Origin of the sequence: Hymenobacter bucti (assembly GCF_042681145.1) — a bacterium.
Taxonomy (GTDB): Bacteria; Bacteroidota; Bacteroidia; order Cytophagales; family Hymenobacteraceae; genus Hymenobacter; species Hymenobacter bucti.
Genome location: NZ_JBHUFD010000018.1, coordinates 904,851 through 925,480 on the forward strand (window position 1 = coordinate 904,851; position 20,630 = coordinate 925,480).

Genomic DNA, 20,630 nt, shown 5'->3' on the forward strand with positions numbered 1-20,630 from the left:
AATTCCCCGTTTCCTGTTACCCCAATGTGACGCCCGTATTACAAAATGAATTTCAGATGAATATTCTGTAAGCAGTTGACTTTAAGTCAGTGCTTTGCGCTTTGTAGCTGGCGATTAGCCGTTAACTACGGCGTAACGTAGCCACAGCAAACCCTCGGGCAGCTGCTCTACGTGCTGCAAGCGCAGTTGCGCCGCCGGCCCTGGCTGCTGGCCCTGCTCGAAGATGGTGGGCGAGCTAGCCGCCCCGTCGATAACCGGGTAGTGGAGCAGACTGAGCTCATCGATTAGTCCCGCCTTGAGCAGTGAGCCGTTGACGTGCCCGCCGCCTTCGAGCAAAATGGTTTTGATGGGAAACAGCCGCCCGAGCTTGTCGAGCACCAGCGCAAAATCCAGCTCCTGCGCGCCGCCAAACAGGTAGGACACGCCCTGCCGCCGCAGGTAGGCCAGGTACTCGTCGCTGACCTGCTCGGTCAGTACGCTGATAACGTGGTCGTTGTCGATGGTGCTCGCCTCCCAGCCCAGCTTGCCGTGCGCATCAATGGCGATGGCAAACGACTCAGCGTTGGCATCGGCCACAAAGTCGTGGCGGTCGGGCGGCGCGCTGCCCGGCTGCAAGTCGGGCGGCAGGCCGTCGGTGAAGTCCTGCTCCATCGTCACGCGCCCGCACAGCCAGGCTTGTGCGTCGAAGTGGGCGGCCGTGGTTTCGTAGGCTTTGGTGCTGGTGTTGGCACCCCAGCGCTTGGTGATGATGCGGCCATCGAGCGAGGCCATCATGTGGCAGATTACGTGCGGTTTCATAAGGGAAGGGCGTGCTAAACGCGAATGCCTCCCTACGCACCGGCCCGCTGCCCCGTTGCGCCCCGTTGCGCCCGCGGCACGGGCCGCCTAGTCGGCTGGCCGGCGCCGTGGGCGACCTAGGGCCGGCCCGGCCGGCGGCGGCATTGTACTAAACGCAGGCTGGGCCCAGGGCCATCACTTGCTGCGCTGGGCCACCTAGGGCAGGAGCCCGGCGCGCACCCACTAGGACATCTGGATTTTGATGGCCGGGATAAAAAGTGATAACTATGCACTAACTACTTATTCAAAAGTTGTTTAAGGAGGTTTAGATAAGGTCAGCTTTTGCCAGAATAAACTCGTGAAAAGACAAGTTTTTCTAAACCCCGTCTGCCGGGCGTATCTTTGTTGCCTCCCAAACTTCGGCCCCTGCCTAGCTTTTATTTATGAAATTCATCGTTTCGTCCTCGGCCCTGCTCAAGCAGCTCCAGAGCATCAACGGCGTGGTAACGAACAATCCCGTGGTGCCCATTCTGGAGAATTTTCTCTTCGAGATTGAGCCCGGTAAGCTGACGATTACGGCCTCGGACCTCGAAACGAGCATGATTACGGAGCTGCCCATCGAGGCCCAGGAGGCCGGGCGCATTGCCGCGCCCGCCCGCATTCTGCTCGATACGCTCAAGAACCTGCCCGACCAGCCTGTGACTTTCACCCTGGACGAGGAGACCTATAACATCGAAATCAGCTCCTCGAACGGGCGCTATAAGCTGGCCGGCGAAAACGCCGCTGACTTCCCCCGCGTGCCGGTGGTGAAGGGCTCGGCCCCGGTCGAAATTCCGTCGTCGTCGCTGGCGCGGGCCATCAACAAGACCATCTTCGCGGTGAGCACCGACGAGCTGCGCCCCGCCATGACGGGCATTTTGGTGCAGCTGGGCGAGGCCCAGGTCACCTTCGTGGCCACCGATGGCCACCGCCTGCTGCGCTACCGCCGCCAGGACGTGGGCGCCGGCCAAACGGCCAACCTCATCATCCCGCGCAAGGCTTTCAATCTGCTCAAAAGCTCCTTGCCCAGCGAGGCTACGCCGGTCCGCATCGAGTTCAACCAGAGCAACGCGTTCTTCTCGTTCAACCAGATGCGCCTGGTCTGCCGCCTCATCGACGAGCGCTACCCCGACTACGAGAATGTGATTCCGGTTAGCAACCCCAACAAGCTGACCATCAACCGCGCCGAGATACTTAATTCGGTGCGTCGCATCAGCATCTATTCCAACAAAACCACCCACCAGGTGCGCCTGCGCCTCACGGGCTCGGAGCTGGTGATTTCGGCCGAAGACCTCGACTTCAGCAACGAAGCCAAGGAAACGCTGGCCTGCCAGTACGATGGCGAGGACATGGAAATCGGTTTCAACGCCCGCTTCCTACTCGAAATGCTGTCCAACATCGACTCCGAAGATATCACCCTGGAGCTAAGCACGCCCAACCGCGCCGGCCTGCTGATGCCCGCCCAGGCTGACGAAAACGAGAGCATCCTGATGCTGGTGATGCCCGTGATGCTCAACAACTACGTCTAATCGCAGATTTAACGGATTTAACGGATTTCGCGGATACGCCTGCTGCGCAGGCTGGCTCCTGAATTTGGTTGGTCTGTTTTGTGCTGCGAAGTACTGCCAGCTGTGGTTAGGTTATTCGATGCCTCATCCCAGCTGTCATCCACCTAGGTTAGTCAGCCCGCCGTAGGCGGGCGTATCTGCGAAATCCGTTAAATCCGCTAAATCTGCGGTCTTGTTTGAATTTGTGATGAAGAAGTCTGAAATTCGTTTTAGCATCGCGCTGGACGACCAAAAAGTACCAGAAGCTATTAGCTGGCAGGCCACCGATGCGGGGCAGGACATTCACTTTGCCAAAGCCATCAACATCTCCATCTGGGACCGTAACTCTGACGGCACGATGAAGATAGACCTGTGGACCAAGGACATGCCCACGGATGCGATGAAGTATTTTGTGGTGGATACCATTGGCTCGATGGCCGAAACCATCGTGACCGCCACCAGCGACCAGAAAATGGCCGCCAAAATGCGCGCCCTCTGCCAGGAGCTGACCGACTATCTGGAAGAACAAGGCCAGGACGACCGACCGAACCTGTAAGCTGCGCGCGCTGCTCGCCTCATGCTGCCCACTGAAAAGAGGCTTCTCACCGCGGTGAGAAGCCTCTTTTCAGTGGGCAGCATGACCCCGAAAGCACCCTGGCCAGGGCGTGCTCCGCCTAGGGTGCCACGTTAAAGAAATGACCCACGGCGGCCGTGAGACCCATGGCCAGCGCGCCCCAGAAGGTGACGCGGGCGGCAGCGCGCAGCATGCCCGAGCCGCCCACGTAGGCGGCCAGCGCCCCTAGGGCCGCTAAAAAAAATAAGGTCGTGACCGAAACCGTCCAGGCCAACCCGGTGGCGGGCGCCAGCAAAATGATAGCCAGCGGCAAGGCCGCCCCCACCGTGAAAGAAGCCGCCGAGGCCAGCGCCGCCTCAATGGGGTTGGCCGTAATGGCTTCGGAGATGCCCAGCTCCTCGCGGGCGTGGGTGCCCAGCGCATCGTGGGCCATGAGCTGCTGCGCCACTTGCAGGGCCAGCGCCGGTGCCAGGCCGCGCCCCACGTAGATGTCGGCCAGTTCCTGCTGCTCGGCAATGGGGTCGGTGCGCAGCTCCTCCCGCTCGCGGGCCAGGTCGGCCCGCTCCGAATCGGCCTGCGAGCTGACGGACACGTACTCGCCGGTGGCCATCGACATGGCCCCGGCCACCAGGCCCGCCACGCCCGTCAGCAGCACGTTGTGCGGCGTGGCATTGGCCGCGGCCACGCCCACCACCAGGCTAGCCGTAGAAATAATGCCATCGTTGGCACCCAGCACGGCCGCCCGGAGCCAGCCGAGGCGGTGCGTGTGGTGCCGCTCCACGTGTTGCATAAGTCACTAGAATTAAATTGCGATAAAACCGCCCGGTGCCGCGCCTAGGGCATGGTAAACGCCAGGTTGGCGCTGATGATGTTGGCCGTGAGGCCAGTGCTCTGGCGGTAGTAGCCGTAGCGCACATCCAGCGACTTGAACTTGGTAATCTTGCCGCCGCCAAAAGGCGTTTTGAACCGGCCCAGCCCGTAGAGCGGCGCGTAGCGAAACCCTAGGCCCAGCTTATTGGCCGAGAAGGCCGACAGGTCGTAGTCAGAGGTGAAATACTCGTCCTTGACCGAATGCTGAAGGTAGGGCGCGAAGTAGTCGGCCGCCGTTTGGGTGTGGTAGCGGTAGAAGGGGTAGAGCGTGAAAAAGGGCGTCACTTTCACCGGCACTTCCAGCTCGAAGGTGTGGGCCCGGATGCCGAAGTTGTCGTTATAGAAGCGGTAGAAACCGCGCAGCTGCACCAGGTCGGTGGCGTAGTAGGTAAGGCGCACGCTGGCGGGGTACTTGTAGCGCAGGCGCGGCAGCACTTCGGCCAAGGCCGTGCCCAGCGCGCCGGGTGCACCTAGGGCGGGGTTGCTATCGAAGAAATAGACCCGCTGAAACGGCGTGCTCAACAGCCCGCGCTGCACCACCGGCTCGATGCTGATGGACGCTTGCAGGCGCTTGCTGAGCACCTGCGCGTACACCACCGACAGTGTGAAGCTCTGGCGCTTGTCGGAGCCGTAGTTTTTGTTGCGGGTGCCGCCCACCCGCAGCTCGGCGGGCGTGATGAGCGTGATTTTATCAATAAAGGCCTGCCCGCTCACGCTCAGCTGGCGGTTGCCATCCTGGGAGGCGCGGGCCCAGCTGGCCAGCAGGTTAAACGACAGGTAGTCATACTCCTTCGATACGCCCGCGCCCAGGCCCACCGTGGTGAGCTTGTCGGCCAGCACGCGCGCCAGGCCAAAATCGGCGTGGATACGCGCATCGGCCGCCGAGGGCGACGACATTACCTGGTCGATTTTATCCGACGAGGCCGAGGTGTAGTAGTCGATGCCCACGTTGGCGGCCAGGCGGGTGGTCGAGTCGAGCGGCACGTTGAGCAGGATGGTCGGCGCCGTGTCGGTCAGGTGCTGGCTGCCGATGCCGCCCTCCACGGCCGAGTGGTTGCCGCTTTGCTGGTAGTAGCTGCCTAGGATGTCGACTTCCGTTTCGCCGTAGCGGCCGGGCGTGGGCAGCTGCGCCGCATTGGGCGAGAGGCCCGAGCCATCGAGGCGGTTGGGCGTGGGCGTGGCCTGCGCGAAAGCGGCCAGGGGCGCGGCAAGCAGGCAGAAGAGTAGTACGTTTTTCACAAAAAATAGTCAGTGTAGCTTGGACTTTGTAGTCCGAGCGCGAGCGCAGCGAGCATCTGCGTCAAAACGGCCCTAGGTGTGGGATGAGAGCGGCGCTCACGCTCGGACTACAAAGTCCTACTGGTTAATTGCAGCCGCAGCCGCCGCCTACTTTGCCGCCGTTGGCGCCGCCGGCGCCTTCGCGGTAGCTTTCGAAGTTGACCTCGGGGGTTTCCACTTTCTTAGTGGCCAGCTTCATATCCTCGTCGTTGAGGTAGGCTTTTTGGTAGGCGGCTACCGACACGCAGCCGGGCAAGGTGGCCGCGCCGGCCAGCAGCAAGCCCAGCAGGGCCGGGCGCAAGCGTACAGAATAAGTCATGGCTTGGGAGTAGAATGGGCCGCGGCCGCCGGGGCCGCGCTGTGGTAGGAGTGGAGCTGCATGCCCTTGGAAACCAAGGTCTGGCCGCTGTCATCGATGAGTGTGCAGCTGACGCCTTTGAGTCGGTTTATCAGGGCCAGCCCCTGCTCGGGGCCGAGCACGAACACGGCATCGTCGAGCGCGTCGGCCAGCTCCACGTCGGGGCAAATGATGGTGACCGAGCGCAGGCCCGTGGCCGGGTAGCCGGTGTGGGGGTTGATGATGTGGCCGTAGTAGCGGCCGCCCACCGTGAAATACTGCTCGTAGTTGCCGGCCGTAACTACAGCTAGGTCGCTCACCGTGAGCCACGACGATACGCTTTGCGGGCGGGCGGGGTCGCCGATGGCGATGCGCCAGCCGCTGCCGTCGGGCTGCTGGCCCCAGCAGTACACGTCGCCCGAGCCGTTGATGAGGCCGCCCGCGATGCCCATTTTCTTCATCAGCTCCTGGGCGCGGCGCACCCCGTAGCCTTGCAAAATGCCCGCTAGGTTGATGCGCATGCCTTTTTCGGGTAGAAAAACTGTGCGCGTGGCCGGGTCGAGTTTCACCTTCTGCCACCCGATGCGGCGCACCGAATTGCGCACCGTGGCCGAGTCGGGCAGGCTGGCGTGCGCCTGCTTGTCGAACTTGTAAATCTTGTCGCCGCTGGCAAACGTGATGTCGAACGCGCCGTCGCTCAGCGCCGAGATTTTCAGCGTGCGCTCAATCAGGTCAAACACCTCCTGGTCGACCACCACCGGCCGGACGCCGGCCAGGCGGTTGATTTTGGTTATCTGCGAAGTCGAATCCCAATAGGAGCACAGGCGGTCGATGCGCTGGGTTTCGCGCAGGCCGGCGCGCAGGGCCCGCCAGGCCAGTGAATCGTCGGGTGACACGGCCGTGAACGTGAAGTGCGACCCCATGAGGTGGGCGCTGCGGGTGTAGGCCCGGGCGCGGGGCGCCGGGGCGGCCTGCGTGCCTTGCGCCTCAGCGGGGCCGCTGCGCAGCAACCCCACTAGCGTAGTAGCTACCACAAGCGTAAACCAACGGACTGCTAACCAAGAGTGTAGCATAGACCGTTATTTTTTAGCGAGCAGCTGCGTCAGGTACGCATCGTAGGCCGCGGCCCCGCCGGGGCGGTAGCCGGTGCGGCCCAGGATGCGGCCCTCGGGCGAGAGCAGCACCACGGCCGGAAAGGCGCCCTCCTTATTGAGCTGGGCCGCGGCCTCCTCGCTGAGCTTGGTCTGGGCCGGGGCGAGACGGTTTTTCTTGTTGCGCGGAAAGTCGAAGCGCGCCAGCACAAACCGGTCCTGGGCGAAGCTGGCAAACTCGGGCTGGTCAAATACTTCCTGCTTGAGCTGCATGCAGGGCTTGCACCAGTCGGAGCCCGAAAACACGGCCAGTACCGGCTTCTGGCTGGCTTTGGCCTGCGCCAGGGCCTCGGGCAGCGAGGTGTTCCAGGCCGGGGCTGGTGCAGTTTGGCCCCAGCTGACCTGAACCCCGACAGAGGCCGTAATAAAAAGACTGATGGTGAACGAATTCAGCAGCGCACGCATGGCGAAGAGGCTTGATAAAAGTAACGTAACGAATGCCTTTGGCGCGGTGGCAATAAAGCCGGCTCTGGGCTTATATGCCCCCAAACCAGCAAGCATGGGCTGGTGGGGAAAAGCTTAACAAAAACAAGCCTAAAATACGGCGGTAGGCAGCTGTTTTTCATGAAGTAGCCACAGCCCTGCCCTTGCTTGCCGGTCGGCGCCCTTGCTCAGCCCTAGGTGCGCTGATGAGCACTCGGCGGCCGTCAGTAGTTGACCATCTCATAGAGCACGGACTCGAAAGCACTCGCATCTACGCTGAAAGCACCCCGGAAGGGATTGTCCATGGCCGCCGTCAGAAAAAGCAGGGCCCCTAGCAGCAGGGCAACCAAGCACGTGAGGGCTACCTGGTGGGTGGCATCGGCGGCGACAAAAAACCAGGAGATAGCCACGTTAATGGCGGCGCCCAGAATGAGCACCCACCACAGCAAGCTGGGTAAATTGGCTTGGTCGCCCCGCAGCCGCAGCCGATGCGCCAGTAGTAGCTCATTGACTTGGTTAATGGCCTGTTGGTGCACTATCTGCAGCCTTGGAGTGGGCGGCTCAAAGGCGAGAAAGTCGTTTTTGAAGGCGCGCAGCAACGTGCTGCTTGCCTGCGGTATCCGGCCCTGGTGGTGCGCGGGCCAGTCCTGGTGAATAACGGCCCTGACATAGGTCCGGAGCTCCTGCTCATAAAGCCGGCGCGCCGCCGGCGGGTACGTTGCCATGTCCTGGTACAGGGCCGCCGTGATGGTGGCTTCATTATCGACCTGGCCCGAGAGGGTCTGCGAATTGCTCCACACGCCCGCGGCCACCAGGCCCAGTAAGATGCCATAAATGACGCCCGAAACCCCCAGGAAATAGCTTACCAGGTCGTTGTGCTCGGCCGTGTCCTGCACGTGGGCCCGCACCCAGGGCCGCAGCAGCACCAGGCCCACCAGCGAAAAAACCAACGTAGCGCCGCAGCAAAAAGCAAAGAGCAACCAGTTGGGTACGGCGTAAATCCAGTCCACGGTAAAGTTGGGAGAACCTCGCAGGCGCAAGGTGCCGCACGAAGGTAGGGTAGTAAGCCGCTTTAGCTGAGCTAATCAGGCCGCGGTACCCAGCTTAACAAAGGCCAATTGCGCCGCTCAGCATGTCTAGGGCTGAGCGGCGCAATTGACGCATTCGCAAGCCACCTAGGGCTACTGCATGTGCACCCGGAACTGCCACACGTGTTTGTCGAGCTCGTAGCTCAGCTCCTGCAACTGGTTAGAGGTCACCTCATCTACTTTGCTGAGGTGGTCGATGCGCTGGCGCACGCGCTTGGCCACGGTCGTGATGCGCTCGGTCATGAGGATGAGCACCTGCTTATCGGAGAGGTAGCCGCCGAGAAACTCGCCTAGGTTGGCCGTGGCGGCCACCACGCCGGTGCGACCGTCGATGGGGTTGCCCACTTGCAGCACGCGCTCGGCCAGCAGGTCGGCGTATTTGAGGTAGGCATCGGCATTGTCCTGGAGCTGCTCGTGCAGGGGCAGGTAGAGCGGGCCGCGCAGGTTCCAGTGGCTCTGCTTCGAGTCGTGGTAGAGCTCCAGCAGCTCTACTACCGTGGCTTGTAGGTCGTCGGTGATGGGCTTGCGCTTGTCGGCCTCCACCGGAATGAGCTGGTCGGCGGCCGGGTTGCGGTAGTCGAGCTTGCCGTTGGGGTCGGCTGGGGGGGTAGGGGTATTTACCGGCGCCGTGGCGCTGCCGGGCGGCAGGACCTGGGCCGGGCCGGCGGCTGGCGCGGCGGCATTGCGGGCGGCGCGGCGGGTTTGGGCGTGGGCGTGGGGGGCGGCGGCCGTGAGCAGGGCCACTACGGCCGCCAAAAGGTAGGCTTTCATAAAAAGGGAAAATATGCGCCGCTATAGCGGGGCGATTGGTTTGGTGGGGCTAAAACGCCCAGCAGCCTTAGCGCTACCTTAGCAGAAGCTTAAAATCAGCTTAAAATGCAGGCGGCCTGGCGCGGCCCCGCGCCCAAGCGGGGCTTATTGCCGTTTAGCATATCATGCGCTTACTAGTAATCGAAGACGAGCCGGGCATTGCCCGGTTCCTGAAGCAGGGCCTGGAGGAAGAAGCCTTTCTGGTCGACGTGGTGGGCAGCGGCACCGAGGGGCTCGCCCAGGCCCAGGCGCAGCCCTACGACCTGCTGCTGGTAGACTGGATGCTGCCCGGCCTCACCGGCCTGGAGGTGTGCCGCCAGCTGCGCAGCGGCCACAACCAGACGCCCATCATCTTCCTGACGGCCAAGGACACGGTGGCCGACACCGTGGCGGGCTTGCAGGCCGGGGCCAACGACTATATTAAGAAGCCGTTTCATTTTGAGGAATTATTGGAGCGCGTGCGGGTGCAGCTGCGGCCGGCCGGGCAGCCGCCCGAGCGGTTTGCAGTGGGGCCCATTGTGCTCGACGTGGGCACCCACCAGGTGTACAAGCACGACGAGGAAATCAGCCTGACCCAGAAGGAGTTTGCGCTGCTCGAATACCTGCTGCGCCACAAGGGCAAGGTGTGCCGCCGCCGCCAGCTCATCGAGAACGTGTGGGACATTCACTTCGAGTACAACACGGGCGTAATCGACGTGTACATGAACGCCTTGCGTAAGAAGCTGGGCCTGAGCAAGGACGACGATTATTTACAGACCATTCGCGGCATTGGGTATGTCGCCCGCGACTAAGAGCAAGATGACGACGCTTCGCTTTAAAGACCGCATTGCCCTGTACTACGTGCTGGCCACCGCCGCGCTGGTGGCGGCGGCCTACCTAGTGGTGTTTGGAGTGGTGCACCACCGCGTGTACCTCGACCTCGACGCCGACCTGCGCTACGAGGTGGCCAAGCACCGGCAGGAAGTGAGCCTAGCGGGCCGCACCATCCGCTTTGCGCACAAAGATGAGTGGGAGGAGCGCGAGCACCGCGAGGTGCAGGTAGACCCCGTGTTTATTCAGATAACCGACCCGCGGGGCCAGTTGCTCGACCGCTCGCCCAACCTCAAGGGCGAGCAGCTCACCTTCGATGCCACGCCGGCCGGCCGGGTGCCCTTCAACTCGCAGCTGCGGGGCACGGCCATCCGGCAGGTGCAGGTGCGCCTGGCGGCGGCGGGCGGCGGGCCGGCGGGCTACCTGCTGGCGGCCATCTCGTCGGAGGCCGCGCAGCACGTGCTGGCCAGCCTGCGCCTGGTGCTGCTGGGCTCGTACCCGGTGGTGCTGCTGGCGCTGTTTGGCGGCGCGCGGCTGCTGGCGGGGCGCAGCATTGCGCCCATTACCCAGATTACGGCGGCGACCAACCGCATCACGCGCAGCAACTTAGCCGAGCGCATTGCCCTACCGCCGCGCCCCGACGAGCTGCACACGCTGGCCAGCGCCATCAACGGGCTGCTGCACCGCGTGGAGCAGGCCGTGGCCCGCGAAAAGCAGTTCACGGCCGATGCCTCGCACGAGCTGCGCACGCCGCTGGCCGTGCTGCGGGGCACGCTCGAAGTGCTCATCCGCAAGCCCCGCAGCGCGGCCGAGTACGTCGAAAGCATCACGCTGGGCATGCACGAAATTGACCGCCTCACGCACCTAGTCGAGCAATTGCTGCTGCTGGCCCGCTTCGAAAACCACGCCAAGAGCCTGCGCCGCCAGGAGCTGAGCGTGCTCAGCTGCGTGCACGAGGTGCTGCACCGCCGCCGGGCTGACCTCAGCGCCAAGCGCATCCGGGTGGACGTGGAGGACGGGGTGAGCGCGACCATCGTTTCGGACCCCTTTCTGGTCGATTTGATTCTGGACAACGTGCTGGCTAACGCCATCAAGTACTCGCCGGCCGGCTCGACCATCGGCGTGGCCTTGGCCCTAGGTACTTCGCACCTGAGCTGCGCCATCACCGACCAGGGCATCGGTATCCGGCCCGATGACCTGGCGCGCATCTTCGACCCGCTCTACCGCTCCGAGGCGCTGGCCCACAAGCACATCGATGGCACCGGCCTGGGGCTTTCCATCGTGGCCAAGGCCTGCGAGCTGCTGGCCATCGAGCGCACCGTGGCCAGCACGCTGGGGCAGGGCACCGCCTTCACCCTGGTCTTTCCGATGGGTGGGGCCGCGGTGCCGGACGGCCCGCAAGGGAGCTAGCGGGCCGGTGGCTAGAGCGGCGCCCAGCTTCTACCTTCGCCGTGGCGCACCTAGGTCTGGCTGAGGTGCATTTCTAACCACTGATGAAACATTTTTTACGCGTTGTTCTGCTCGTAGCAGTAGCAGCAGGCTGTTCTAAAAGCAAGTCTGGCGACCAATCTGCTGGCCCGGCTACCGCCCACGCGGCCATCGCGCAGCTTATTCAAAAGACTGCGGGTGAAGACTATACCTATAAGCCGCTGAAGTGGACCGACGCCACGCCTTTGCGCGCCGAGGACATGGGCGAGCTGGCCGTGCAGCGGCAGCTAGCGCTTTGGGCAGTAGACAAGCAGCGCGCTACCGCTTTTTATGATACTATTATCAATGCCCAGGACCTGATTCGGAAGGGCTACAGCCAGGCGGCCTTGATGCAGGCGGCGGCGGTGGCCGACGTGGTGGACCACCGCGCCCAAAAGCGCGCCCTCACTGTCAGTAGACTGCTCGACAGCGTGCAGCACGCCAATCCCAAAGCCGCAACCGTTACGACGACTGGTTGGCGGGTCTGGCACACGTTTCAGATGACGAGCAAAAAGGGGAAAGTCGAGCGGGATAGCATGGCGTTCATCGTTTTGCCTACGGGCACCGTGCTGCAATGCTATCCGCTAACGCCGCGATTTTGGGAGCCCGACAGGAGTGACCCATTCTAAATTCAGTTGGCCTGCGGCTATCTACATTGGTTTGCACCGCGCATTATTGCAGCGCCTAGGGGGGTGCCGAGCCGACCGGCTGGTGATGAAAGGCCGGAAAACTGCGCGCCGTCTACGGGCATAAGGGCCGCGTAGGGCATTGCCGCCCGCGGTGAGTAGCCTGGTGCGTAAGTACTTGACCAACGGGGTTTTTGCCCGCAAGGCATTGCCACGCTTGTCGGCGGGCAGGATTGGCGTGGCGGCGGTGCAGATAGTAGCCGGCTATGGTGGGGCGGGCAGCGTTTGCAGGGCCGGCCGTAGCTTGCCGCTCTGGTTGTTCAAGTTAAAAAGCGCTCGCATGAATCCTGCCCTTCCTGCTGCTTCGCACGTACTGGTCTTTGCCCGCGAGCCCGTGCTGGGGCGCGTGAAAACGCGCCTGGCGGCGGGCATCGGGGCCGAAGCGGCGCTGGCCGTGTACCGCGAGCTGTTGGCCCTGACCGCCGCCGCAGTAGCCGCGGCTCAGGTGCCGGCCACGGTGTGGCTAGCCGAGGCGCCCGCCGGCGCCGACCCGCACAAGCCCCGGCCCGAGTGGCCCGGCCTGCCCTGGCGCGTGCAGCCCGCCGCCGACTCGCTGGGCACGCGCATGGCGCAGGCCTTCGCCGAGGCCTTTGGCGCGGGCGCAGGCCGGGTGGTTATTATCGGTACCGACTGCCCCGACCTGAGCGCCGAGCTGCTGCGCCAGGCTTTCGACCAGCTGCTGCGCCACGACTTGGTGGTGGGCCCGGCCGATGATGGCGGTTATTACCTGCTGGGAATGAACCAGCTACATGCCGAGCTATTCGACAATAAGAATTGGAGCACCGCCACCGTGCTGCCCGATACCCTAGCCGATGCGGCCCGCTTGGGCCTGCGCGTGGCCCAGCTGCCCACGCTGCACGACGTAGACTCGGCCCAGGACCTGGCTACCTGGCGCGGGCGCTAGCCGCGGGTTTGGCCTGCTGCGCCCGAGGCCTGCGACCTAGGTAATATTCCCCGGCCGCCCAGGCCAGCACGCCACCGTATTCAAGTAGCAGCAGCGCAGGGCTTTCGGTGTAAGCCGGGGTGCGGTAAGCCGCGTAGGAGAGCACCGCCAGGCCCGCCCACACCCGAGCGTAGCGCAGGGGCGAAAAGCAGCTCAGCGCCACCAGCGGCACCAGGTACCAAGGGTGCACGGTGGTGGCCAGGGCCAAGTAGCCGCTGAGTGTGAGCAGCAGCCAATGCGGCAGCGCCGCCAGCGGGGGCCGCTCCGCCCGCCGCGCCAGCCACAGCGTGAGGCCGGCCGCGCTCAGCCCCAGCAGTGGCCCTAGGCCGCCCACCAGGTCGTAGCCCACCAGCCAGTTGCCGAGCGCCCGCAGCACGTAGAACACACTGGCATTAAACTCAAAACTGTGAAAATACAGGCCTAGGCTACGGCCGAGGTGCCCCAGCAACTGCCCCGACAAAAACGGCAGAAACAGTAGGAATAAGCTGCCCGCCAGCACCAGCCCGAAGCGCCACATTGGGGGCCAACCTAGGCGCCGGGCCAGCAGCGGCACCGCCAGCAGGGGCAACAGCTTGGTGGCCACGGCTAGGGCCAGCGCGCCCGCCGCCAGGGCCAGCCGGCGGCGGGCCAGCAGGGCGCCCGTTAGCAGCAAAAAGCATACGACTACGCCTTCCATGTGCACGTTGCCCGCTACCTCTACCACTACCAGCGGATGCAGCAAGTAGCCCAGGGCGCGGCGGGCGGGCCAGCCGGCCAGCGGCAGCAGCCAGAGCAGCAGCGCCGCCGCGCCCGCATCGGCCAGCAGTAGGGCCAGGCGCACTACCACCAAAAAGCCGGTTTGGGAGGTGGGAAAAGCCCGCGCCGCCGCGCCGTACAGCGCCTGGCACACGGGCGGGTACACCGAAAAATAGGTCTGCGAATTAAGCTGCGGTAGCAGGCGGCGTAGCTCGGTTATGGGCAGCGCAGCCGAGTCGGCGGGCGGGTGCGCGAGCAGCTGGCGAGGTGTTTCGGCGAAGGGGTTGTGGCCGTGGCTCACCAGTAGGCCATCCCAGCGGAAGCGGTAAAAATCGTCGCTCAGCGCCGGGGTGGCCGGCAGCCAGAGCAACCGAAATACCAGTGCCGCCCCCAGCCCCCAGCGCAGCGGCAGCCGCGTGTGCAGCAACCAAGCGTAGGCCGCGCCAGCCACCGCGAATAGCCCCAGCAACTGCCCAAAATGCGGGCGCGGGGTGGCGTAGGCCAGCGCCCAGTAGGCGGTCCCCGTCAGCAGCAGGGCTAGCAGCTGGGTGGTGCGGAGACGGGAGAAGGGGATAAAAAAATCAGGCACTATTTGCCGCACACTGAAACCGGGGATAGCGTAAGAGTACGCCCAAAATTTCAGGTAACGCCACCGCAGCTACCTGGGAAGCGGCTTGGCTGGTTAACTCAAGCGGCGGCTTGTTGCGTCGCGCCCCCACATTTGGGGTGGGCAACCCTGCCAATTCTTATCAGCTTGTTTTCGACTGAAAACCAATTTATTGGCTTACTCAGCGGCCGCTGAGCTGCCGGCGCACCTCGGCGGGCAGGTGAGGTAGCGCCAGCGCTTCGGCTAGCTGGCTGGCTTCGACGGTGCGCGCCAGCAGCTGCGAGATATCCTGAATGGTGATGGTAGTAGCCGCCGCTTCGAGCAGGGTGAGCGCGTCGCCGGCTTGGACCAGGCCCGGCGTCTCAACCCGAAAATAAATGCCGGGGCGGCCGACCTGGGCAAAGCGCGCCGCCATGCCCGCGTCGTCGAAGCGCACGTTGAGCTTGTGGCAGGGCTGCCGGGGCTGCACGGCCCGCAGCCGGGCCGTGCCTAGGCCAAATACGTCGCCCACGCGCACCGCCGTTTCGAGCAGGCCGTCCGTGGTCAGGTTCTCCCCAAACAAGCCGGGCGCCCAGTCAGCCCAGGCGGGCAGCAGCGCGCGCCAGGCGGCGTAGTGGGTGGCGTCGTAGGCGTACACGGCCTTGTCGGGGCCACCGTGCACGCGCAGGTCGGCCTGCGCATCGCCGACCAGGTTGAGCGCGGCCAGCGCCACCGGCCCGGCCACGGGCTGCTTGAAGATGGCCGTCGTAATGGCACGGTCGTGCCAGTTCAGTGTTTGAGGCCGGCCAACGTTTACGGAGAGCAGTTGCATAAAGACAAGAGAATTAGCAAATTAGAAACAAGTACTAGCTGACGTCCACCGTCCGCCCTACCCCAGCACGGGCGCCAGAAAAGTACGGATGAGGCCGGCGATTTCGACCACGTGCGTCTCCAAGGCAAAATGCCCAGTGGGTAGCAAGTGCACCTGGGCGGCGGGGTTGTCGCGGCGGTAGGCCAGCGCCCCGGCGGGCAAAAAGTAGGGGTCGTTTTCGCCCCATACAGCCAGCGTGGGCGGGCGATGGGTGCGAAAATATTCCTGAAAGCGCGGGTACAGCGCCACGTTGGTGCGATAGTCCAGGATGAGGTCGAGCTGCATCTCGTCGTGGCCGGGACGGGCCAGGCCCCAGAGGTCCAGCGCCGGGCCTTCGGGCGCCACCTGCGCGGGGTCGGGCGTGCCGTGGCGGTACTGCAACTGGACGAACTCCGGGGTGTGCATGGCGCGCAGGGCGGCGCGGTTTTCGGGCGTGGGATGCTGCCAGTAGGTGCGGGCCGAGGCCCACTCGTCGCTCAGGCCCTCCTCGTAGGCGTTGCCATTTTGGGTGATGAGGGCCGTGATGCGCTCGGGGTGCGCCATCGCCAGCCGCAGGCCCACCGGCGCGCCATAGTCAAAAATGTAGAGCGCATACCGGGCTAGTCCTATCGCCTGGGTGAAGCGGTCGAGCACTTCGGCCAAGTGGCCGAAGGTGTAGGCAAACTCCGTGGCTGGCAGCGAGGTGGTGAAGCCAAAGCCCGGCAGGTCGGGCGCAATCACGTGGTAGCGGTCGGCCAGTAGCGGCAACAGCTGCCGAAACATGTGCGACGAGGTGGGGAAGCCGTGCAGCAGCAGCAGCACCGGCGCCTCGGCCGGGCCCGCCTCGCGGTAAAACAGGTCGAGGCCATCCACGGCCAGCGTGCGGTAGTAAACGGGAGGTTGAGGAGTCATCAGCAAAAGAAACTGGGGTGAGTGAAATAAAAACAAGCCAAGCAATTATTGTGTACTAATCGGTACACAATTGAGCAAAAAAAACATTAAGTCAACACAGATAATTGCAAATCAATTAGTTCGCTTAGCTGCGCATTATCCTGGTAAAGGCGGCGGGTAATGCTCAGGCCGTTCCAGAGCGTGAGCAGATGCCGGGCCAGCAGCCGCGCATCGGTAGGGTTGGTGAGCTGGCCGCTGGCCTGGGCCTGCCGAATAACCGTGCAGAACAGCGCCTCTAGCTGCTGGAGCATCTGGCCGGCGGCCTGCTGCAGCTGCGGGTCGAGCGAGGCCATCTCCATCACCGTGTTGCCCAGGTAGCAGCCCTTTTCGTGGGCGTCGGGCGCGGCGGTGGCGATGCGGCGAAAGTAGTCTTTCACCACCTCTACCGGCTGCGCGCTCGCCGCCACGCGCTGCGCCAGCTGGTGCAGGCTATCGCGGTGAAACTGCTGCATTGTTCTTTCAAACAACTCCCGCTTCCCGCCCGGAAAGGCCAGGTAGAAGCTGCCTTTGCCAATGCCCATGGCGGCCAGCAGCTCCTCCGTAGAGGCCGCCGAGTAGCCCCGCTGCCAGAACACGCGCTGCGCCCGCTCGATTACCTCGTGCTCATCAAACGTTTTGGGTCGGCCAGTCATGGCTAGCGGTGGGTGGAAATAAAATTGTACTAATTGGTACAAATGTAATGCATAAACCGAGATTGCGTCGGGCCGAGGCAAAAAACTACGCGGAGCAGCAGCTTGCGTTAGCCAAGAATTCTTCTGAAACGAAACGGTCGGGCGTAGTTGGCGTCCGCCTACCAATACTTAAAAATCGTCCACAGAATCTTGTAGCCCGCGCCCAGCGTGCCGCGCACGGTACCCGATATTTTGGAGGTGCCGATGCGACGGCGGTAGCGCACGGGTACTTCAGCCACGCGTAGGCCCAGGCGGGCGGCTTTTATTTGCATTTCCACCGTCCAGCCGTAGTTGGTATCAACCATGCCTAGGCGAGCCAGCGCATCGGCCCGGATGGCGCGAAACGGCCCTAGGTCGGTGTGGGTGCCGCCGTAGCGTAGGCGCAATAGTCTTGTCGCCAGCCAGTTGCCGAAGCGCTGCTGCGGCAGCAGTGCCCCGCGCTCGCGCTGGCCCAGCGCCCGCGAGCCAATTACCAGCTCGGCCGCGCCGCTCAGGATAGGAGCTAATAGGGCGGGCATCTCCTCGGGAAAATCGGAGTGGTCACCGTCGAGAAACACGAGGATGTCCGGCGTGCGGCTGGCGGGCTGGGCCGCGTAGTAGGCCAGCCCGGCCAGGCACGCCTGGCCGTAGCCGGGGCGGGGCTCGGCCAGCACGGTGGCCCCGGCGGCGCGGGCGGCGGCGGCCGTGGCATCGGTCGAGGCGTTATCGACCACCACCACTTCCTGCGCCAGGCCGGCCGGAATTTCGCCCAGCACTAGCGCAATGGATAGGGCCTCATTGTGGGCCGGAATGAGCACGCCAATGCGCGGGGAAGGAGTCAGCAAAAGCAGCGAAACGGATTGAAAATGTAAAATAACAGCCGGGGCCGTGCAATCGGCGGGCCGGGGTAGCTACGTAAGTGCCGGGGCCGTGGGGCTACTTCGCGCCGCGTTTGGGCGTTCATTTGCAGCTTATGCACCTCGTTATTATTGGCAACGGCATTGCGGGCGTCACGGCGGCCATTACGGCGCGGCGGCTGGCGGCCGAGGCCCGCATCACGCTGGTTTCGGCCGAGAGCGCCCACCACTACTCGCGCCCGGCCCTGATGTACCTCTACCTGGGCCACTTGCGCTACGCCGACGTGAAGCCCTACGAAGACTGGTTCTGGGTTGAAAACCGCCTGGAGCTGGTGCACGCCGAGGCCACCGGCGTGGACACTGCCGCCCGCACCGTGCAGCTGGCCACCGGCCAGACTTTGGTCTACGACCGCCTGCTACTGGCCACCGGCTCACTAGCGCGCCCCGCCGCCTGGCCGGGCCGGGAGCTGCGCGGCGTGCAAAGCTTCGTCGGCCTGCCCGATGTCGAAAAGATGGCCCGCGATACCCACGGCATCCGCCACGCCGTGGTGGTGGGCGGGGGCCTCATTGGCGTGGAACTGGCCGAAATGCTGCACTCGCGGGGCATCCGGCTGACGTGGCTGGTGCGCGAAAGCCGCTACTGGCAGTCGGTGCTGCCCCCCGAAGAATCGGCGCTACTCGAAGCGCATATTCGCCGACAAAATATTGACTTGCAACTGACTAACGAAGTGCGCGAGCTGCGCGGCGACGCCCAGGGCCGCGTGCAAACCGTAGTCACGACCACCGGCCAGGCGCTGCCCGCCGAGTGGGTGGGCCTGGCCATCGGCGTGCAGCCCAATCTCGCGCTGGCCCAGGCTGCCGGCCTGGCTACCGACCGTGGCATCCTGGTCAATGAGCTGCTCGAAACCAGCGCGCCCGGCGTGTACGCGGCCGGCGACTGCGCCCAGCACCGCCAGCCCGCCCCCGGCGAGGTGGCCGTAGAGCAGCTCTGGTACACAGGCCGCATGCAGGGCGAAACCGTAGCCCACACCCTCTGCGGCCAGCCCACGCCCTACCGGCGCGGGCAGTGGTTCAACTCGGCCAAATTCTTCAACCTCGAATACCACACCTACGGCCGGGTACCTGCCCAGCCCGCCGCCGATACCACCAGCTTTTGCTGGCAGCACCCCAACGGTAGGCACCTACTACGCCTTAATTTTCAGCGCAAAAGCTACGCCGTAACGGGCGTAAATACCCTAGGTCTGCGCCAGCGCCAGGACGTGTGGGAACGCTGGCTGCGCGAAAAAACGCCCATCGGTACCGTGGTGGCCCAACTGGCCGCAGCCAATTTCGACGCCGAGTTTTCGCGCCAGCACGAGCCGGCCATCCGGCGCGAGTTTGCCCGGCAGTTTCCGGATATCGCCGTGGGCCAGCCGCGCCGCAAGGGGCTATTCGGGCGGTTGTAGCTTGGACTCTGCGAGTCCGAGCGCGAGCGCAGCGAGCAGGCGGGGCCGCACGATTATTAAGCTTGTTATCGAGTTGCCTAGACTAAAAAACATCTGTCATGCTGAGCGCAGCGCAGCGAAGTCGAAGCATCTCTACCGCTTTGTTGAGCGGCCCGGATGAAGCGGTAGATATGTTTCGACTTCGCTACGCTGCGGTCAGCATGACGACCAAATTTTATCAGTTTCTGATTTAAGAAGAAGCTTTCCTTGTCACCATCCTATGCCTAATTTCCCACCTTTCACCCTCACCCCGCCGCCGCCCGCTGCCGCGCCGCCCGGCGAAAAACTACCCCTAGCGGCCGTAGCCCTAGGCCTGCTGGCGCTGCTAGTGGCCACCGCCGATGCCGACGCCAGCCGCGCCCGGCTCAGCCTGGGCCTGGCGCTGGTGCTGCTGAGCGGCGGCGCGCTGGCCTGGGCCTGGCTGGCTTTCGGGCGCACCGAGGCCGGCTGGCACCCGCACGATTTGTGGCGGCGGGCCAGCACGAGCCGGGGCGCCGTGGCCTGGGTTACGGGTATCGCGTTCACGGGCTTCTACGTGGTGCTGTACTGGTTTCCGTGGCTGCTCGAAAACCTGATTCGGGCGCTGGACCCGTTCAGCCAAAACCTGCGCCACCGGGCGGCCGACCAGTGGTTTCTATACGGCACTTTTTACACGCTTGCGGTGCTGGTGCTGGGCGGCCGGGCGCTGTGGAAATACCGCTTTTCGCGCTACCACCTGGCGCGCACGGCCTCGGTCATGTTCTTCCAGCTGGGCATCAGCTTCCTGCTGCCGGGGTTGCTGCTGGCCCTGCAGCAGCCTGAATACTACTTCAATTACTTCTGGCCGCTGAAGTACGATTACCTCTTTCCCGGCACGGTGGCGCAGCTGCTGCACGGCGGCGGGCTAGGGGTGTTTATGGTGTTTTGGGGCGTGGTAATGTCGTTTCTGGCCACGCCGGTGCTCACTTATTTCTACGGTAAGCGCTGGTACTGCGCCTGGGTGTGCGGCTGCGGCGGCCTGGCCGAAACCGCCGGCGACGCCTACCGCCATCTCGCCGACAAAAGCCGTGCGGCCTGGCGCTGGGAGGTGCGCCTGGTGTACCCCATTCTGGGGCTGATTGTGCTGCTCACGGCGCTGCTGTGGGTGGGCGCCTCGGGGGCGGTGCCGGCGCTGGGCGTGGTTACGGGGCCGCTGGGGCAGTTCTATGGCTTTGCGATTGGTAGCGTGTTTTCGGGCGTGGTGGGAGTAGGGTTTTACCCGTTGCTGGGTTCGCGGGTCTGGTGCCGCTTTGGTTGCCCCATGGCCGCCTATCTAGGGCTCTTGCAAAAGCACTTCTCGCGCTTCCGCATCAGCACCAACGGCGGGCAGTGCATCTCGTGCGGCAACTGCTCCAACGTCTGCGAAATGGGTATCGACGTGAAGCAGTACGCCCAGCGCGGCGAGCCCATCGTGCGGGCGGCCTGCGTGGGCTGCGGCCTCTGCGCCACCGCCTGCCCCCGCGGCGTGCTCAACCTGGAGAATGGCCCGCACGAGGGCCGGCTGGCCGCATCGGCCTTCATTCACGCCGATTCCTTGCGAATTTTGTAGGCCATTATAACGGCCTTTTTACTTGGAACGAGGGCTTGCTTCTGCATTGCATACATCAAAGAACGTCTGTCATGCTGAGCGAAGCATCTCTACCGCACCGTTGGATGAAGCGGTAGAGATGCTTCGGCTTCGCTCAGCATGACAGACGTT

The 20,630-nt window shown here is 63.9% G+C and carries 22 protein-coding genes; 9 read left to right on the forward strand and 13 right to left on the reverse strand.

Annotation, left to right across the window (positions count from 1 at the left end; genetic code table 11):
• Nucleotides 1-114: 114 nt before the first annotated feature.
• On the reverse strand, nucleotides 115-798 hold the full coding sequence (locus ACFSDX_RS22785) for a dihydrofolate reductase family protein (protein ID WP_382317818.1): 684 nt from the start codon (nucleotides 796-798) through the stop codon (nucleotides 115-117).
• An 11-nt stretch (nucleotides 799-809) separates the two neighbouring features.
• Here ACFSDX_RS22785 and ACFSDX_RS22790 point away from each other — a divergent pair, with 11 nt between their 5' ends.
• The 3 genes from ACFSDX_RS22790 (at nucleotide 810) to gldC (ending at nucleotide 2,919) form a co-directional block, all read left to right on the forward strand.
• Complete coding sequence (locus ACFSDX_RS22790; protein ID WP_382317820.1) at nucleotides 810-950, forward strand: hypothetical protein; 141 nt, start codon at nucleotides 810-812, stop codon at nucleotides 948-950.
• Between the two features lie 270 nt (nucleotides 951-1,220).
• The gene (gene dnaN, locus ACFSDX_RS22795; protein ID WP_382317821.1) at nucleotides 1,221-2,345 is read left to right on the forward strand and encodes a DNA polymerase III subunit beta; all 1,125 of its coding nucleotides are present in this window, start codon (nucleotides 1,221-1,223) and stop codon (nucleotides 2,343-2,345) included.
• 226 nt (nucleotides 2,346-2,571) lie between these two features.
• Nucleotides 2,572-2,919 carry a gliding motility protein GldC gene (gene gldC, locus ACFSDX_RS22800; RefSeq protein WP_382317823.1) on the forward strand — a complete coding sequence of 116 codons (348 nt, stop codon included), beginning with the start codon at nucleotides 2,572-2,574 and terminating at the stop codon, nucleotides 2,917-2,919.
• 118 nt (nucleotides 2,920-3,037) lie between these two features.
• Here the strand turns inward: gldC and ACFSDX_RS22805 are convergent, their stop codons facing one another.
• The 7 genes from ACFSDX_RS22805 to ACFSDX_RS22835 all read right to left on the reverse strand — a co-directional run bounded on the left by ACFSDX_RS22805 (nucleotide 3,038) and on the right by ACFSDX_RS22835 (nucleotide 8,855).
• Nucleotides 3,038-3,727, reverse strand: coding sequence for a VIT1/CCC1 transporter family protein (locus tag ACFSDX_RS22805; protein WP_382317825.1), 690 nt, complete (start codon nucleotides 3,725-3,727; stop codon nucleotides 3,038-3,040).
• Nucleotides 3,728-3,771: 44 nt separating this feature from the next.
• Nucleotides 3,772-5,046, reverse strand: coding sequence for a DUF3570 domain-containing protein (locus ACFSDX_RS22810; RefSeq protein ID WP_382317827.1), 1,275 nt, complete (start codon nucleotides 5,044-5,046; stop codon nucleotides 3,772-3,774).
• 124 nt (nucleotides 5,047-5,170) lie between these two features.
• A complete protein-coding gene (locus ACFSDX_RS22815) occupies nucleotides 5,171-5,404 on the reverse strand; it encodes a DUF4266 domain-containing protein (RefSeq protein WP_382317829.1) in 234 nt (77 codons plus the stop codon).
• The gene (locus ACFSDX_RS22820) at nucleotides 5,401-6,456 is read right to left on the reverse strand and encodes an FAD:protein FMN transferase (protein ID WP_382317831.1); all 1,056 of its coding nucleotides are present in this window, start codon (nucleotides 6,454-6,456) and stop codon (nucleotides 5,401-5,403) included. The genes ACFSDX_RS22815 and ACFSDX_RS22820 overlap by 4 nt, the downstream gene beginning before the upstream one ends.
• 45 nt (nucleotides 6,457-6,501) lie before the next feature.
• Nucleotides 6,502-6,978, reverse strand: coding sequence for a thioredoxin family protein (locus tag ACFSDX_RS22825; RefSeq protein ID WP_382317833.1), 477 nt, complete (start codon nucleotides 6,976-6,978; stop codon nucleotides 6,502-6,504).
• Between the two features lie 242 nt (nucleotides 6,979-7,220).
• On the reverse strand, nucleotides 7,221-8,006 hold the full coding sequence (locus ACFSDX_RS22830; protein ID WP_382317835.1) for a bestrophin-like domain: 786 nt from the start codon (nucleotides 8,004-8,006) through the stop codon (nucleotides 7,221-7,223).
• 171 nt (nucleotides 8,007-8,177) lie between these two features.
• Complete coding sequence (locus ACFSDX_RS22835) at nucleotides 8,178-8,855, reverse strand: Dps family protein (RefSeq protein WP_382317837.1); 678 nt, start codon at nucleotides 8,853-8,855, stop codon at nucleotides 8,178-8,180.
• A 164-nt stretch (nucleotides 8,856-9,019) separates the two neighbouring features.
• On the opposite strand from ACFSDX_RS22835, the gene ACFSDX_RS22840 reads away from it, so the two are divergent.
• From ACFSDX_RS22840 to ACFSDX_RS22855, 4 genes are all read left to right on the forward strand, one after another.
• Nucleotides 9,020-9,685 carry a response regulator transcription factor gene (locus ACFSDX_RS22840; RefSeq protein ID WP_382317839.1) on the forward strand — a complete coding sequence of 222 codons (666 nt, stop codon included), beginning with the start codon at nucleotides 9,020-9,022 and terminating at the stop codon, nucleotides 9,683-9,685.
• Nucleotides 9,669-11,114: a sensor histidine kinase gene (locus ACFSDX_RS22845; protein WP_382317841.1), complete on the forward strand. Its 1,446-nt coding sequence runs from the start codon at nucleotides 9,669-9,671 to the stop codon at nucleotides 11,112-11,114. Before ACFSDX_RS22840 ends, ACFSDX_RS22845 begins: the two co-directional genes overlap by 17 nt.
• Nucleotides 11,115-11,197: 83 nt before the next feature.
• Nucleotides 11,198-11,800 carry a hypothetical protein gene (locus ACFSDX_RS22850; RefSeq protein WP_382317843.1) on the forward strand — a complete coding sequence of 201 codons (603 nt, stop codon included), beginning with the start codon at nucleotides 11,198-11,200 and terminating at the stop codon, nucleotides 11,798-11,800.
• A 337-nt stretch (nucleotides 11,801-12,137) separates the two neighbouring features.
• A complete protein-coding gene (locus ACFSDX_RS22855; protein WP_382317845.1) occupies nucleotides 12,138-12,761 on the forward strand; it encodes a TIGR04282 family arsenosugar biosynthesis glycosyltransferase in 624 nt (207 codons plus the stop codon).
• On the opposite strand, the gene ACFSDX_RS22860 is transcribed toward ACFSDX_RS22855, so the two are convergent.
• The 5 genes from ACFSDX_RS22860 to ACFSDX_RS22880 all read right to left on the reverse strand — a co-directional run bounded on the left by ACFSDX_RS22860 (nucleotide 12,742) and on the right by ACFSDX_RS22880 (nucleotide 17,417).
• Nucleotides 12,742-14,124, reverse strand: a complete 1,383-nt coding sequence (locus ACFSDX_RS22860) for an MptA/MptB family glycosyltransferase (protein WP_382317847.1) — start codon at nucleotides 14,122-14,124, stop codon at nucleotides 12,742-12,744. The genes ACFSDX_RS22855 and ACFSDX_RS22860 overlap by 20 nt on opposite strands.
• A gap of 199 nt (nucleotides 14,125-14,323) precedes the next feature.
• Entirely contained in the window at nucleotides 14,324-14,953 is a 630-nt protein-coding gene (locus tag ACFSDX_RS22865) for an MOSC domain-containing protein (RefSeq protein WP_382317849.1), read from the reverse strand.
• A 57-nt stretch (nucleotides 14,954-15,010) separates the two neighbouring features.
• The gene (locus ACFSDX_RS22870) at nucleotides 15,011-15,883 is read right to left on the reverse strand and encodes an alpha/beta fold hydrolase (protein ID WP_382317851.1); all 873 of its coding nucleotides are present in this window, start codon (nucleotides 15,881-15,883) and stop codon (nucleotides 15,011-15,013) included.
• 86 nt (nucleotides 15,884-15,969) lie between these two features.
• A complete protein-coding gene (locus ACFSDX_RS22875; protein ID WP_382317853.1) occupies nucleotides 15,970-16,554 on the reverse strand; it encodes a TetR/AcrR family transcriptional regulator in 585 nt (194 codons plus the stop codon).
• 158 nt (nucleotides 16,555-16,712) lie between these two features.
• Complete coding sequence (locus tag ACFSDX_RS22880; protein WP_382317855.1) at nucleotides 16,713-17,417, reverse strand: glycosyltransferase family 2 protein; 705 nt, start codon at nucleotides 17,415-17,417, stop codon at nucleotides 16,713-16,715.
• 128 nt (nucleotides 17,418-17,545) lie between these two features.
• Here ACFSDX_RS22880 and ACFSDX_RS22885 point away from each other — a divergent pair, with 128 nt between their 5' ends.
• Nucleotides 17,546-18,874, forward strand: coding sequence for an NAD(P)/FAD-dependent oxidoreductase (locus tag ACFSDX_RS22885; protein ID WP_382317857.1), 1,329 nt, complete (start codon nucleotides 17,546-17,548; stop codon nucleotides 18,872-18,874).
• Nucleotides 18,875-19,133: 259 nt separating this feature from the next.
• Nucleotides 19,134-20,480 (forward strand): 4Fe-4S binding protein, encoded by a 1,347-nt coding sequence (locus ACFSDX_RS22890; RefSeq protein ID WP_382317859.1) that lies wholly within the window; start codon nucleotides 19,134-19,136, stop codon nucleotides 20,478-20,480.
• Nucleotides 20,481-20,630: the final 150 nt, after the last annotated feature.